The following is a 13,401-nucleotide window of genomic DNA, read 5'->3' on the forward strand; positions in this document are numbered from 1 at the left end:
GAAGTCTGCCGCAGGCGCACGACCTCGAGGATCGGCGCATGCCAGCGACTCACGTTACCGGAACGCCGGACAGGGGTCAAACTCCGGACCCCCGGCGTCCTCGATCGATCATACGCGAGCCGATCGCCGTCCTCGTGCATGCGCGACGGGCGCGTCGCGGGCATCCGGGGATCCTCCGCTCGACGCGGTCGACGGCGTCGCCTGCCTAAGCTCGCAGGATGAACGTGCTCCTGGATCGACCGGCCTGGCCCGCGCACGGACGGCTCTGGGCGCACCTCGTGAGCGACGCGTCGCTCGAGGAGCTGCACGCCTTCGCCCGCGCCGCCGGGATCCCGGAGCGCGCCTTCGACCGCGACCACTACGACGTGCCGGAGGAGCGGCACGCCGAGCTCGTGGTGCTCGGCGCCGTGCCGGTCTCCAACCGCGACCTCGTGCGCCGTCTGCAGGCGAGCGGGCTGCGGGTCACCCAGCGCGAGCGGCGCGCACCCGGATCCTGACGGCGGGGACGGACGAGCGGACGACGGAGGGCCCGGAGCATGCGCTCCGGGCCCTCCGTCGTGCGGCCGCCACGGGGACGGCCGTCGCGTCAGCTCGCGTCGTCGGTCGGGGACGGCGTCGTCAGCGTCGGGGTCGAGACCCGTCGGCTGCGCGAGCGCCCCTGGCCGGGCTCCTTGGGCTGCGGCAGCGCGTCGAGCACGGAGCCGAGGAGCTGCTCCGCGTCGGCCGAGCTCACGCGGCGCGGGGCCGTGCGGGCGCTCGCGACCGGGATGTCGAGGATCTGCACCGGCTCGAGGCGGATGGCTTCGCGCGGCTCGAGCGTGGATCGCGCCGACTCCTCGACGGGCGCGTCGGCCGGCGTCGGGTCCTCGGCGGGAGCGGACGGGTCCTCGGCGACGGGCGCCTGCGGCGGCTGCTGCTCCGTGGCATCGGCGACGACGGACGACGCACGTCCCCGGCCCCCTCGGCTCCGTCGCGGTCGGTCGCCGCGCGGCTGCTCCGCGACCGGCGCGCCCTCGGCGGGCGCGGCCGCCTCAGTGGTCTCGTCCGGCGTGCGCACGACGTCCTCGACCCGGTCGATGGCCTCGTTCACCGTCTGGATGGTGCTCGTGGCGATCTTCGCGAGGGCAGAGCGCGCGTCCTCGGTGATGCTGTGGGTGCTGGCCGCGGGCGTGCGCTGCTGCTGCTGCGCCTGGCCGCCGCCGTTTCCGCGACCGCCCCCGTTGCCGTTCCCGCCGCCGGTGCCGTGCTCCTGCTGGCCCTTGCCGCCACGACGGCGACCCTGGCCCTGCACGGGCTCCTGCGGCGTCTGCTTGTGGGCCATGAGCGGGTCGTGGTGGATGATGATCCCCCGCCCGGCGCACGTCTCGCAGTTCTCGGAGAACGACTCGAGGAGCCCGAGACCGAGCTTCTTGCGGGTCATCTGCACGAGACCGAGCGAGGTGACCTCGGCGACCTGGTGCTTGGTGCGGTCGCGGCTGAGGCACTCCACCAGGCGGCGGAGCACGAGGTCGCGGTTGGTCTCGAGCACCATGTCGATGAAGTCGACGACGATGATGCCGCCGATGTCGCGCAGGCGCATCTGGCGGACGATCTCCTCCGCGGCCTCGAGGTTGTTCTTGGTGACGGTCTCCTCGAGGTTGCCGCCGGAACCGACGAACTTCCCCGTGTTGACGTCGACCACGGTCATGGCCTCGGTGCGGTCGATGACGAGCGATCCGCCGGAGGGCAGCCACACCTTGCGGTCCAGCGCCTTCTCGATCTGCTCGCTGACGCGGTAGTGGTCGAACGAGTCCTTCTCGCCCGAGTACGCCTGCACCCGGTCGATGAGGTCGGGCGCCACGCCGCGCAGGTAGCCCTCGATGATCTCCTGGGCGTCGCCGCCGTCGATCACGAGCTCCCGGAAGTCCTCGTTGAAGACGTCGCGGATGATCTTCAGCAGCAGGTCGGGCTCCGAGTGCAGGAGCGCGGGCGCCTGCGCCTTCTCGACCTGGCGGCTGATCTCGGCCCACTGCGACGTGAGGCGCTCGACGTCGAGCTTCAGCTGCTCCTCGGTCGCGCCCTCGGCCGCAGTACGGACGATGACGCCCACGTTCTCGGGCAGCACCTCCTTCAGCGTCTTCTTCAGGCGCGCACGCTCGGTGTCCGGGAGCTTGCGGCTGATGCCGTTCATGGACCCGTTGGGCACGTAGACGAGGTAGCGGCCGGGCAGGCTCACCTGGCTCGTGAGGCGGGCGCCCTTGTGGCCGACCGGGTCCTTGGTGACCTGGACGAGCACGCGGTCGCCGGGCTTCAGCGCGACCTCGATGCGGCGCGCGTGGCTGCCGCCGCCCTTGTCGGCGTTGGCGGCCTCCCAGTCGACCTCGCCGGAGTAGAGCACGGCGTTGCGGCCGCGGCCGATGTCGATGAACGCGGCCTCCATGCTCGGCAGCACGTTCTGGACGCGGCCGAGGTAGACGTTGCCGATGAGGGACGCCTCGTCGGCGCGTGCCACGTAGTGCTCGACGAGCACCTGGTCCTCGAGCACGCCGATCTGGATCTTGCCGTCGCGCGAGCGCACGATCATGCTGCGGTCGACCGACTCGCGGCGGGCCAGGTACTCCGACTCGGTGAGCACGGGACGGCGGCGGCCGGCGTCGCGGCCGTCGCGGCGGCGCTGCTTCTTGGCCTCGAGGCGCGTGGATCCCTTGATGCGCTGCGGCTCGGTGATGAGCTCGGGCTCGCGGGGCGTGCGGACCTTGACGACCGTGCCGGGCGCGTCGTCGCCGTCGCGGCCCTCCTCGCCGGAGCGGCGGCGCGCGCGGCGGCGGACCGACGGGGAGTCGTCCTCGTCGTCGTGGTCGTCGTCGCGGGTGTCGCGGCCACGGCCGTCACGACCGGTGCTGCGCTCCTGGCCGCGGTCCTGTCCGCGTCCGCCGCGGCGCGGGGAGCGCGACGGGCGCTCGTCGCGGTCGAGGTCGAGGTCGTCGTCCTCGTCGCGCGCGTCATCGCGGCGGTCGTCCCGGCGGTCGTCCCGCTCGCGGCGGGGAGGCAGCGGCGCGATGTCGGGGGCCTGGAAGAACACGGAGAGGGACGGCACGGTGCGGGCCGGGGCGGCGGGCGCCTCGACGACGGGCTCCGTCGCGGCGGGCTCGTCGACCGCGGGCTCGGCGACCGCGGCGTCGGGGATGCCGACGTCCGGATCGGGGATGCCGGACACGGGCGCGTCCTGCTCGACGTCCGCGGCGACGGCGGCCTTGCGCGGTGCGCGCTTCCGGGGTGCGCGCGCGGCGGGAGCCGCGGGAGCCTCCGTGTCGGCGTCGTCCGTGGACGCGGGTGCCGAGGCGGACGCGTCGACGCTGGCGTCGTCCGGCTGGGCGACCGCGGGCGCGGATGCGGCGGTGCTCGCGCGGCGGGAGCGACGGACGACCGGCGCCTCCATCTCGTCGGGCATGGACTGGGTGTCGTCGTTCTCGTTCAGGGTGTGGCCCTTCGCTTCGGAGGCGGCGGACGTGCCGCTCGCCTCGGGGGTCGCGGTCGCGGGGAGGGCGGGCGTGCCGCCGGTCCCCGTCGCCGCGGTCGGCTCGGCGCGGCGGCCCGTGAGCCGCTCGAAGAGGCTGGGACGCCTCCTGCCGGTGTTCTCGTCTCTCTCCACCATCTCTGGTGCACTCCTCAACCGGTCGGTACGGCCGCGCCGTACCCCGGTAGCTCTCCGAGTGGATCCCCGCGTGCGCGGTTCTCCGTCGATCCTGGTCTGCGACGTCCGGCCCGAGGCTTCGGTCGTGCGCACTGGTACGGAACTGGCTATCCGCCGCCGGACGTGCCGTGCGGCCCGGGTCTGCCCCGGGAAAGACTCTTCATGGTGGTCGTCCCGCGCGGCGGGTCGACCTGCCTGCCAGTATCGCACGCCGACGCCCACCGGGCCGTCAGGGTCGGCGCTCCCCCGTCTGCCATGATCGCCGCATGACCGCCACCCGGGCCCCCGCGCACCCCCGTTCGCTGGCCGTCCTGCTCGTCGTCACGGGCGTCGTCGGCTGGATCGGCGCGTTCGTCCTCGTGCTCGACCGGCTGCACCTCCTCGAGAACCCGGGCGCGTCGCTCTCCTGCGACGTGAACCCGTTCATCTCCTGCGCCACCGTGATCGAGTCGCCGCAGGGCTCGCTGTTCGGCTTCCCCAACCCGCTCATCGGCGTGGCCGCGTTCGTGGTGCCGATCGTGATCGGCATGGCGCTGTTCGCGGGTGCCCGGTTCGCGCGCTGGTTCTGGACCCTGTTCGCGCTGGGGACGTTCGCGGGCTGGGTCTTCGTGACGTGGCTCTTCGCCCAGAGCGTCTTCGTCATCGGCGCGCTCTGCCCCTACTGCCTCCTGGTGTGGAGCGCGATGATCCCGCTGTGGTGGGGCACGCTGTCGGCGACCGCACGCGCGGGGCTGCTGCCGCTGCCCGCCGGGATCCGCCGGGCCGCCGATGCCGTGGCGCCCTACACCTGGGCGGTCGTGGTGCTCGACTACGCGATCATCGTGGTCGCGATCGTCTCCACGTTCCCTGCCCTCATCCCGACGCTCCTCGGCTGAGCCGCCGGGACGACGAGAGGGGCCGACCGGTCATCCGGTCGGCCCCTCTCGTCGTGCGGACCCTAGAACCAGAGGGCGAGCTCGCGCGCGGCGGACTCGGGCGAGTCGCTGCCGTGCACGAGGTTCTGCGTGACCGCGAGGCCCCAGTCGCGGCCGAGGTCGCCGCGGATCGTGCCGGGAGCGGCGCCCGTCGGGTCGGTCGTGCCGGCGAGCGAGCGGAAGCCCTCGATGGCGCGGTTCCCAGCGACGCGGACCGCGACGATCGGGCCCGACTCCATGAACTCGACGAGCGGCTCGTAGAACGGCTTGCCCTGGTGCTCCTCGTAGTGCTGCTCGAGCAGCGCGCGCTCGGCCTGCACCATGCGGAGGTCGACGATCTGGTAGCCCTTGGCCTCGATGCGGCGGAGGATCTCGCCGGTGAGGCCGCGGGCGACACCGTCGGGCTTGACGAGGACGAGGGTCTCCTGGACGGGAGCGGACATGGGTGCCTCCTACGGGGTGGGAGCCGGCGGCTCGGTGGTCGGTCGGTGGGCGGTCGGGCGGTCGTCGCCGGGGCGGTCCGCTGCGTCGGGCTGCGTGGCGGCCTGCTCGTCGAGCATGGCCTGCTCCCACGCGCCGCGCGCGGCTGCCTTCTCGCGGTCGATGCGGGCCCCCTGCACCATGGCGTAGATCCACAGCAGCAGGAAGAACCCGCCGACCGCGAACATCGCGGGCAGCACGAAGCCGGTGAGGACGACCAGCACCTGCACGACCCAGCCGGCGCGGATGCCGAGCGGCGTACGGAGCGTGCCGACCACGGCGAGCATCGCGAGCACGAGCAGCGCGCCGCCGCCGAGCGCCGGCATGGCGGGCAGCGCCGCGAGGCCGAACGCGACGAGGCTCGCCAGGAACACGACGATGACCTGGAAGCCCATGACGATGGACCCGAGGATCTCGACCGTCGTGCGGGGCGGGCGCGGTCGGCGCGTGCGGGCCGGACGGCCGTCGGCGCTCACGCGGTCTTCCAGCCCTCGTCGGCGGCGTGCGCGATGGCCTCGCCGACGAGGAGGATCGAGCCGGAGACGAGCGCCGCGCCCTTCTCGGTCTCGCCCGCGGAGTCGCGCGCGTCCTCGAGGGCGGTGCGGAGGTCGGGCTCGACCGTGACGCGGTCGCGGCCGACGACGCCGACGACGACGCGGGCGAGCTCGTCGGGATCCACCGAGCGCTCGGACGTGGAGCGCGTGACGATGAAGTGGTCGACCACGGGCGCGAGCTCGCGCACGATGCCCTCCGCGTCCTTGCCCTCGAGCACGCCGATGACGGCGGTCACGCGGTCGAAGGTGAAGTAGACGGGCAGCGCGGCCGCGAGCGATGCGGCACCGGCGGGGTTGTGCGCCGCGTCGACCAGCACGGTCGGCTCGGTGCCGACGACCTGCAGGCGGCCCGGGCTCGTCGCGGTGGCGAGGCCCTCCGCGAGCACGTCGTCGTGGATGGCGTGGTCGCCGCCGCCGAGGAACGACTCGACCGCGGCGATCGCGACCGCGGCGTTCTGCGCCTGGTGCGCGCCGAACATCGGCAGGAACACGTCGCGGTACGTGCCCGCGAGCCCCTGGACGCTGATGACCTGGCCGCCGACCGCGAGGGTGGTGTCGAGGAGGCGGAACCGCTCGCCCTCGATCGACCACGTCGACTCGGTGAGCTCGGCCGCGCGCGTGAGCTCGGCCACGACCTCGGGCAGCTGGGCGCTCGAGACGACGTCCGCGGCGGGCTTCACGATGCCGGACTTGGTGCGCGCGATCTCCGCGACGGTGGATCCCAGCCGCTGCGTGTGGTCGAGCGACACGGGCGTGAAGACCGCGACCTGGCCGTCGCCGACGTTGGTGCTGTCCCACTCGCCGCCCATGCCGACCTCGATCACGGCGACGTCGACGGGCGCGTCGGCGAAGGACGCGAACGCGAGCACCGTGAGCGCCTCGAAGAAGGTGACGGGCTCCTCCCCCGCGGCGACGAGCTCCCGGTCGACCAGGTCGATGAAGGGCTCGACGTCGGCCCAGTTGCGGCTGAGCGCCTCGTCGCTGATCGGCAGGCCGTCGACGACGATGCGCTCGTTGAAGCGCACGAGGTGCGGGCTCGTGAAGAGGCCCGTGCGGAGGCCGGCCGCGCGCAGGATGCTCTCCGTCATCCGGCTCGTCGACGTCTTCCCGTTGGTGCCCGTGACGTGGACGATCGGGTAGGCCCGCTGGGGGTCGCCGAGCAGCTCCACGACGCGGCGGGTCGCGGACAGGCGCGGCTGCGGCGCCTGCTCCCCCACCCGCGCGAGGAGCGCCTGGTACACGGCGTCGCCCTCGCGCTCGAAGTAGTTCTCGTCGTCGACCTCGCGGCCGGCGACGATCGACTGCTCGGCCTCGCGGCGGAGCTCGGCCGCGTCGTCGGCGAAGAGCTGGTCGTCGCTCAGGCCGTCGACGTCGGGATCGAGCGCGCGCGCCGCGGCGTCGACGCCCTCGTCCGTCTCGGGCTCGAAGTCGTCGTCGCGCCGGACGTCGTCCGGGTCGTCGTCGAAGGGGCGTCCGCCCTGCTGGTCGCTCATGCTCGTTCCACCTCGATGTACAGGGGCGATCCGCCGCCGACGGTGATGCCGGGGTCCGGATCCGCCGGTGCGTCCGCGTCGATCCGCAGCGCCACCGCCAGGGTCTCACGGGCGATGAGGTCGCGGAACCGCTCCGCCTGCTCCGCGCCCGCCGCGTCCAGCCGGATCACGAGGGAGATGCGGTCGCTCACGTCGAGGCCCGCGCCCTTCCGCGCGTCCTGGACGTTGCGCACCACGTCGCGCGCGAGCCCCTCGGCCTCGAGCTCGGGCGTGAGCGCGGTGTCGAGCAGCAGGTACCCGCCGCCCGGCAGGAGCGCGAGCGCCTGGTCGGCGCGGTCACCGGCCACCTCCAGCACGAGCTCGTACTCGCCGGCCACGAGCGGCGTGCCGCCCGCGACGACCTCGCCGTCGACTTCCGTCCAGTCGCCCTCGCGGGCGGCCTGGATCACCTGCTGCACGCCCTTGCCGAGGCGGGGCCCGGCGACGCGCGCGTTCACCGTGAGGCGGCGCGTGATGCCGGCGTCCGCCGCGCTCGTCGGCGTCAGCTCCTCGACGGCCACGGCCTTGACGTTGAGCTCGTCGCGCAGGATGTCCTCGAAGCGCGCGAGGCCGTCGGCGTCGTCGCTCACGACCGTCAGGCGCGCGAGCGGCTGGCGCACGCGGAGGCCGGACTGCTTGCGGAGCGAGAGCGCGGTCGAGGCGACCTGACGGACCCGGTCCATCACCTCGACGAGGCGGTCGTCCGCGGGCAGGTCGTCGGGTTCGGGCCAGTCCTCCAGGTGGACGCTGCGCCCGCCCGTGAGGTCCTTCCAGATCCGCTCGGACACGAGCGGCAGCAGCGGCGCGGCGACGCGCGTCACGGTCTCGAGGACCGTGTACAGGGTGTCGAACGCGCGCGTGTCGCCGGCTTCCGTACCCGCCCAGAAGCGGTCGCGGCTGCGGCGCACGTACCAGTTGGTGAGCACGTCGGCGAAGTCGCGGAGGGAGGCCGCGGCCAGCGTCGAGTCGAGGGCGGTCATGTGCTCCGTGACCTCGGTGACGAGGCGGCGGGTGCGGGCCAGGACGTAGCGGTCCAGCACGTCGTCGCTCGTCGTGTCGCGGTGCGCCTCGTAGCCGCCGGGCTGCGCGGAGTTGGCGTAGAGGGAGAAGAAGTACCAGGTGCTCCAGAGCGGGAGCAGCACCTGGCGGACGCCCTCGCGGATCCCCTCCTCGGTGACGACGAGGTTGCCGCCGCGGAGCACGGGGCTCGCGAGGAGGAACCAGCGCATGGCGTCGGATCCGTCGCGGTCGAACACCTCGTTCACGTCCGGGTAGTTGCGGAGCGACTTCGACATCTTCTGGCCGTCGTTGCCGAGCACGATGCCGTGGCTGACGACGCTCGAGAACGCCGGCCGCCCGAACAGCGCGGTCGACAGCGCGTGCAGCGTGTAGAACCAGCCGCGGGTCTGGCCGATGTACTCGACGATGAAGTCCGCCGGGCTGTGCGCGTCGAACCACTCGCGGTTCTCGAACGGGTAGTGCACCTGCGCGAAGGGCATGGATCCCGAGTCGAACCAGACGTCGAGCACGTCCTCGATGCGGCGCATGGTGGAGCGACCGGTCGGGTCGTCGGGGTTCGGGCGCGTGAGCCCGTCGATGAACGGGCGGTGCAGGTCGGTCGGCCGCACGCCGAAGTCCGCCTCGAGCTCGTCGAGGCTGCCGTACACGTCGATGCGCGGGTACGCGGGGTCGTCGCTCTTCCACACGGGGATGGGGCTGCCCCAGAACCGGTTGCGCGAGATGGACCAGTCGCGGGCGTTGCCGATCCACTTGCCGAACTGGCCGTCCTTGACGTTCTCCGGCGTCCACTCGATGTCCTGGTTGAGGCGCACCATGTCGTCGCGGAAGTCGGTGACGCGCACGAACCAGCTGGAGACCGCCTTGTAGATGAGCGGGTTCTTGCAGCGCCAGCAGTGCGGGTAGGAGTGCTCGTAGCTGGCCTGGCGGATCAGGCGGCCCTGCGCCTTGAGCATGCGCGTGAGGGTCCTGCCGGCGTCCGACCACAGCTCGCCCGCGACCTCGGGGACGCTGTCGACGAAGCGGCCGCCCTCGTCGAGCGACAAGATCACGGGGATCCCGGCGGCGGCGCAGACCTGCTGGTCCTCCTCGCCGTAGGCCGGTGCCTGGTGGACGATGCCGGTGCCGTCGGTGGTCGTGACGTAGTCGGCGACGAGCACCTGCCACGCGTTCTCGGTGCCGAAGACCTCGGTGTCGGCGTAGAAGTCCCAGAGCCGGTCGTACGCGACGCCCTCGAGCTCGCGGCCGAGCACGGTGCGGGAGACGGCGGCGCGGGCATCCTCCGCGGACGCGTAGCCGAGGTCCTTGGCGTAGTTCCCCACCAGGTCCTGGGCGATGAGGTACTCGGATCCGAGCACCTCGGCCGCGAGCCGCACCGACGACTCGCGGGGCAGCGCGTCGGGCGCCTCGGAGTCGGGCGCGCCCGCGGGGCCGGCGGGGACGACGGCGTAGACGATGTCGGGCCCGACCGCGAGCGCCATGTTCGTCGGGAGGGTCCAGGGCGTGGTCGTCCAGGCGAGCGCGCGCACGGCGGTGAGGCCGAGCGACTCCGCCTTGGCGCCGACGAGGGGGAACGTGACCGTGACGGACTGGTCCTGGCGCATGCGGTAGACGTCGTCGTCCATCCGCAGCTCGTGGTTGCTCAGGGGGGTCTGGTCGTGCCAGCAGTAGGGCAGCACGCGGAAGCCCTCGTAGGCGAGGCCCTTCGTGTGCAGCTGCTTGAACGCCCAGATGACCGACTCCATGAAGTCGAGGTCGAGCGTCTTGTAGTCGTCCTCGAAGTCGACCCAGCGGGCGGAGCGGGTGACGTAGTCCTCCCACTCGCCCGTGTACTCGAGCACCGAGCGGCGGGCGACGGCGTTGAACTCCTCGACGCCCATCTCCTCGATCTCGCTCTTCTCGGTGATCCCGAGCTGGCGCATCGCCTCGAGCTCGGCGGGGAGGCCGTGCGTGTCCCAGCCGAAGCGGCGGTGGACCTGCTTGCCGCGCATGGTCTGGAAGCGCGGGAAGGCGTCCTTCGCGTAGCCGGTCAGCAGGTGCCCGTAGTGCGGCAGGCCGTTGGCGAAGGGCGGGCCGTCGTAGAAGACCCACTCGTCGCACCCCTCGCGGCGCTCGACGGAGGCGCGGAACGTGTCATCGCGCTTCCAGAACGCGAGGATGCCCTTCTCGACGTCCGGGAAGCGCGGGCTCGCGGCGACCTGGTCGGGGGCGCTCGGGTCGTCAGGGACGGGACGGGGGTAGGTCATGGCATCTCCTGCGGCGATGGGGATCTCCGCGAGGACGCCCGGATCCCCGAGCGCGGTACCACCCCGCTTGCCGCGCGATGCGCGACCACTCTCCTGAAGGCGATGACGGGCCCGACCCGTTCGGTTCTACTCGCCCGGTCGTCCCGGGCTTTCTTCCGAAGGCTCCCCGGTGATGGCCGGATCGGCGCCTGTGCCGTCGATCCTAGCTGTACTGGGTCATGACGTTGGTGACACTCGGGCCGCGGGCGTGAGCCCGTGGCTTGAGTGGATTCGTTCAGTGTTGTAGTGCTCGATGAAGGGGTCAAGCGCGTCGGCCCGGTGTTGGTTGCTGGTGAAGGGTTGCCGGTAGGCCCACTCGGTGGCGAGGGTGCGGTTGAAGCGCTCGACCTTCCCGTTCGTCTGGGGCCGGTACGGGCGGGTGCGTGTGTGGGCGATGGTGCCGAGCGCCTCGGTGAAGGCGTGGGAGCGGTAGCAGGAGCCGTTGTCCGTCAGGACACGGATCACGGTGATGCCCGCGGCGGTGAAGAACGCGTTCGCGCGGGCCCAGAACGCGGCAGCGGTCTCCTTGCGCTCGTCGGTGAGGATCTCGGAGTACGCCAGTCGGGAGTGGTCATCCACGGCGTGGTGCAGGAACGCGTACCCCCGTCCGGTCCGGGGGTTGTTCTTCCGGCCGGCCTGTCGGCCGAGGACTCGGTGCCCGCCGCCGTCCGGGATACGGCCGAGCTTCTTGATGTCGACGTGGACCAGATCTCCCGGCGAGGAGTGCTCGTAACGTCGCGCGGGCGAGCGTCGGACGGGGAGTCCCGTCGCGGAATCCAGGTGCGTGAGCAACGGCATCCGGTAGCGACGGAGGACCCGCTCGACCGTGGAACGGGGGATACGCAGGTGGTAGCTGATGCGGTGCGGGCCCCACCGGCGAGTGAATCTCAGCGCGACGATCCGCCGCTCCCGACGCCGACTCGTGCGCCCGGGCTGACGGTGCGGACGGGATGACCGGTCCGTCATCGGCAACCCGGCCCGATACCGGCGAGCCCATCTCGACGCCGTCGCCGGCGAGCACTGGAACCTCTCCGCCGCACGCCGGACCGGCCACCCGTCCTCGATGATCAACCGGGCAAGCCGAAGCCTGCCCGCGGGAGTGAACGGGGCGTTAGCGTGAGTCACGAAGACCTCCGGTGATGACGTGTGCTTGGTAACTCACATCGTCCCGGAGGTCTTCGCTATCCGCTCACGCGTTCACAACCTCCCGAGGAACTACAGCTAGCCGCGGCGGCTGCGGGCCCCGTCCGACGGAGCCGCGAGCACCGGTCGCGTCGCGTCCTCCGCGCTCCCCGTCGCGGGATCCTTTGCGCCCAAACCCCTGGCGCCGTCCCGATAGGATCGGGCGCATGGAGCGGCGAGCCGGTCGGGTCGGGAGGCCCGCGCGCGTCTCGCGGAGGCTGATCGCGGAGGCGGCCCTCGAGGTCGGCCTCAGCACCCTCACCCTCACCTCCCTCGCCCATCGCCTCGGCGTCGACCACTCGACGCTGTACCGTCACGTCGCCAACCACGACGACATCGTCCTCCTCGCCTGCGACACCGCCATCGCGCGGATGGAGTGGCCGGAGGTCCCCGACTCCCCCGCCGCCGTGCTCACCGCGCCGGACGACACCTCGTGGCGCACCTACCTCGAGCAGGCCGTCGAGAGCGTCTGGGACATGTACGACCGGCACCCGGGCCTCGCGAGCGCGATCCGCCACCTCGACACGGCCCCCGACCAGGCCGTCCTGCGCTTCACCGGGTCGATCCGCGACCTCTCCCGGATGGGGTTCGCCGAGGCGGATGCGGTGCTGGTGCTCGACCTCGTGCTCGACATCGCGGTCGAGTCTTACGTGGGGTGGGAGCGCGTGCTCGCCGCAGGAGGCGCCGCCGCGGACCCGCCCGCGTCGTCCGCGCCCCTCGCGGACGCGCTGCTGCCGGCCGCCAGGGGTCGCGGGCTGCTCAGCCTCGCCGCCGACGGGATCGCCGCCGACCAGGCGGCCGATGCCGACGCGGATCCGGAGGCGGCGTCCCGTGCGTCGCGGCGCGGCGGCCCCGCGCACTCCGCGGGCGCACCGGACGCGATGCACGCGCGCGAGGAGCGAGCCCAGCGCGACGCGCTGGGCACGGTGGACCGCGTCACCGCGCGGTTCGCGGGCGAGGTGTCGACGGGATCAGCCGCGACGCCGCGCGACTGGTGGCGACGCAAGCTCGGCGTGATCCTCGCGAGTGTCGGCTCGCTGCGCTCCCCCGGACCGGACGCGTCGGACCGCTAGGAGCGGGCCGGACCCCCCGCGTCCGCGTCGGCGCCAGCGTCGGCGTCGGCGTCGGCGGAACCGTCGTCGTCGTGGTCGTCGTCGTGCTCGTCGTCCCGCGCGGCGAGCACGGGTGCGAGCACCGCGCGGACCGCCGCGGCCCCGTCGTCGTTCAGGTGCAGTCGGTCGTCCGTGAGGGTGGGAGCGAGCTCGCCGTCGCCGAAGCCGAGGGCGGGCCACAGGTCCACGTGCTCGGCGCGGACGGCGCGCGCGTACTGGCGGGTGTGGACGTTGACGACGCGGATCCGCTCGGCGTGCTCACGCTGGCGTGGCGGCACCGAGAGCACGACGATCCGGGCCGCGGGCAGGTCGCGTCGCAGGTGCGCGAGGATCGTCTCCAGCCCGCGGACCGTCTCCTCGGGACCGCGCCGCGCGGATCCCAGGTCGTGCGTGCCGCAGGACACCACGACCGTCGAGGGATCGGCGGCCACGGCCTCCGGCAGGAGCCCGAGCACGTCGTCGGTCCGCTGGCCTGGCCGGCCGAGGTCCACGATCCGCGCCCCGTCCGCGTCGCCGTCGGGCCCGGGGACGATGCCGCCCCAGCCGCCGTCCCCCGTCAGGCTGTCGCCCAGGAGGACGGTCGTGCGTTCGCGCGGTGCCATGGATCCGCCTCTCGTCGTGCCCATCATGGTCCCCGCGCCCGCGGAAGTCA

General features: G+C 72.9%; 10 protein-coding genes. 3 read left to right on the plus strand and 7 right to left on the minus strand.

The window, feature by feature from the left end; all coding sequences use genetic code 11:
• The first annotated feature begins 218 nt into the window (after positions 1–218).
• Positions 219–497 carry a DUF4031 domain-containing protein gene (locus CMS_RS09015; RefSeq protein ID WP_012299162.1) on the plus strand — a complete coding sequence of 93 codons (279 nt, stop codon included), beginning with the start codon at positions 219–221 and terminating at the stop codon, positions 495–497.
• An 89-nt stretch (positions 498–586) separates the two neighbouring features.
• Here CMS_RS09015 and CMS_RS09020 read toward each other — a convergent pair whose 3' ends face one another.
• A complete protein-coding gene (locus CMS_RS09020; RefSeq protein ID WP_012299163.1) occupies positions 587–3,634 on the minus strand; it encodes an Rne/Rng family ribonuclease in 3,048 nt (1,015 codons plus the stop codon).
• 305 nt (positions 3,635–3,939) lie between these two features.
• Between CMS_RS09020 and CMS_RS09025 the strand changes: the two genes are divergently transcribed.
• Positions 3,940–4,548 (plus strand): vitamin K epoxide reductase family protein, encoded by a 609-nt coding sequence (locus CMS_RS09025; protein WP_012299164.1) that lies wholly within the window; start codon positions 3,940–3,942, stop codon positions 4,546–4,548.
• Positions 4,549–4,610: 62 nt separating this feature from the next.
• On the opposite strand, the gene ndk is transcribed toward CMS_RS09025, so the two are convergent.
• The 5 genes from ndk to CMS_RS09050 form a co-directional block, all read right to left on the minus strand.
• Positions 4,611–5,030 carry a nucleoside-diphosphate kinase gene (gene ndk, locus CMS_RS09030; RefSeq protein ID WP_012299165.1) on the minus strand — a complete coding sequence of 140 codons (420 nt, stop codon included), beginning with the start codon at positions 5,028–5,030 and terminating at the stop codon, positions 4,611–4,613.
• A 9-nt stretch (positions 5,031–5,039) separates the two neighbouring features.
• Positions 5,040–5,543: a DUF4233 domain-containing protein gene (locus CMS_RS09035; protein ID WP_012299166.1), complete on the minus strand. Its 504-nt coding sequence runs from the start codon at positions 5,541–5,543 to the stop codon at positions 5,040–5,042.
• Positions 5,540–7,114, minus strand: a complete 1,575-nt coding sequence (locus CMS_RS09040) for a bifunctional folylpolyglutamate synthase/dihydrofolate synthase (protein ID WP_012299167.1) — start codon at positions 7,112–7,114, stop codon at positions 5,540–5,542. Before CMS_RS09040 ends, CMS_RS09035 begins: the two co-directional genes overlap by 4 nt.
• On the minus strand, positions 7,111–10,416 hold the full coding sequence (ileS, locus tag CMS_RS09045) for an isoleucine--tRNA ligase (RefSeq protein ID WP_012299168.1): 3,306 nt from the start codon (positions 10,414–10,416) through the stop codon (positions 7,111–7,113). Before ileS ends, CMS_RS09040 begins: the two co-directional genes overlap by 4 nt.
• A 216-nt stretch (positions 10,417–10,632) precedes the next feature.
• Positions 10,633–11,580 (minus strand): IS481 family transposase, encoded by a 948-nt coding sequence (locus CMS_RS09050; protein ID WP_012299169.1) that lies wholly within the window; start codon positions 11,578–11,580, stop codon positions 10,633–10,635.
• Between the two features lie 224 nt (positions 11,581–11,804).
• On the opposite strand from CMS_RS09050, the gene CMS_RS09055 reads away from it, so the two are divergent.
• Complete coding sequence (locus CMS_RS09055; RefSeq protein WP_012299170.1) at positions 11,805–12,710, plus strand: TetR/AcrR family transcriptional regulator; 906 nt, start codon at positions 11,805–11,807, stop codon at positions 12,708–12,710.
• Here CMS_RS09055 and CMS_RS09060 read toward each other — a convergent pair.
• Positions 12,707–13,351 carry a GDSL-type esterase/lipase family protein gene (locus tag CMS_RS09060; RefSeq protein WP_223842615.1) on the minus strand — a complete coding sequence of 215 codons (645 nt, stop codon included), beginning with the start codon at positions 13,349–13,351 and terminating at the stop codon, positions 12,707–12,709. The two genes, CMS_RS09055 and CMS_RS09060, sit on opposite strands and share 4 nt — an antisense overlap.
• Positions 13,352–13,401 lie beyond the last annotated feature (50 nt).

It is taken from the genome of Clavibacter sepedonicus (assembly GCF_000069225.1).
Classification (GTDB): Bacteria; Actinomycetota; Actinomycetes; order Actinomycetales; family Microbacteriaceae; genus Clavibacter; species Clavibacter sepedonicus.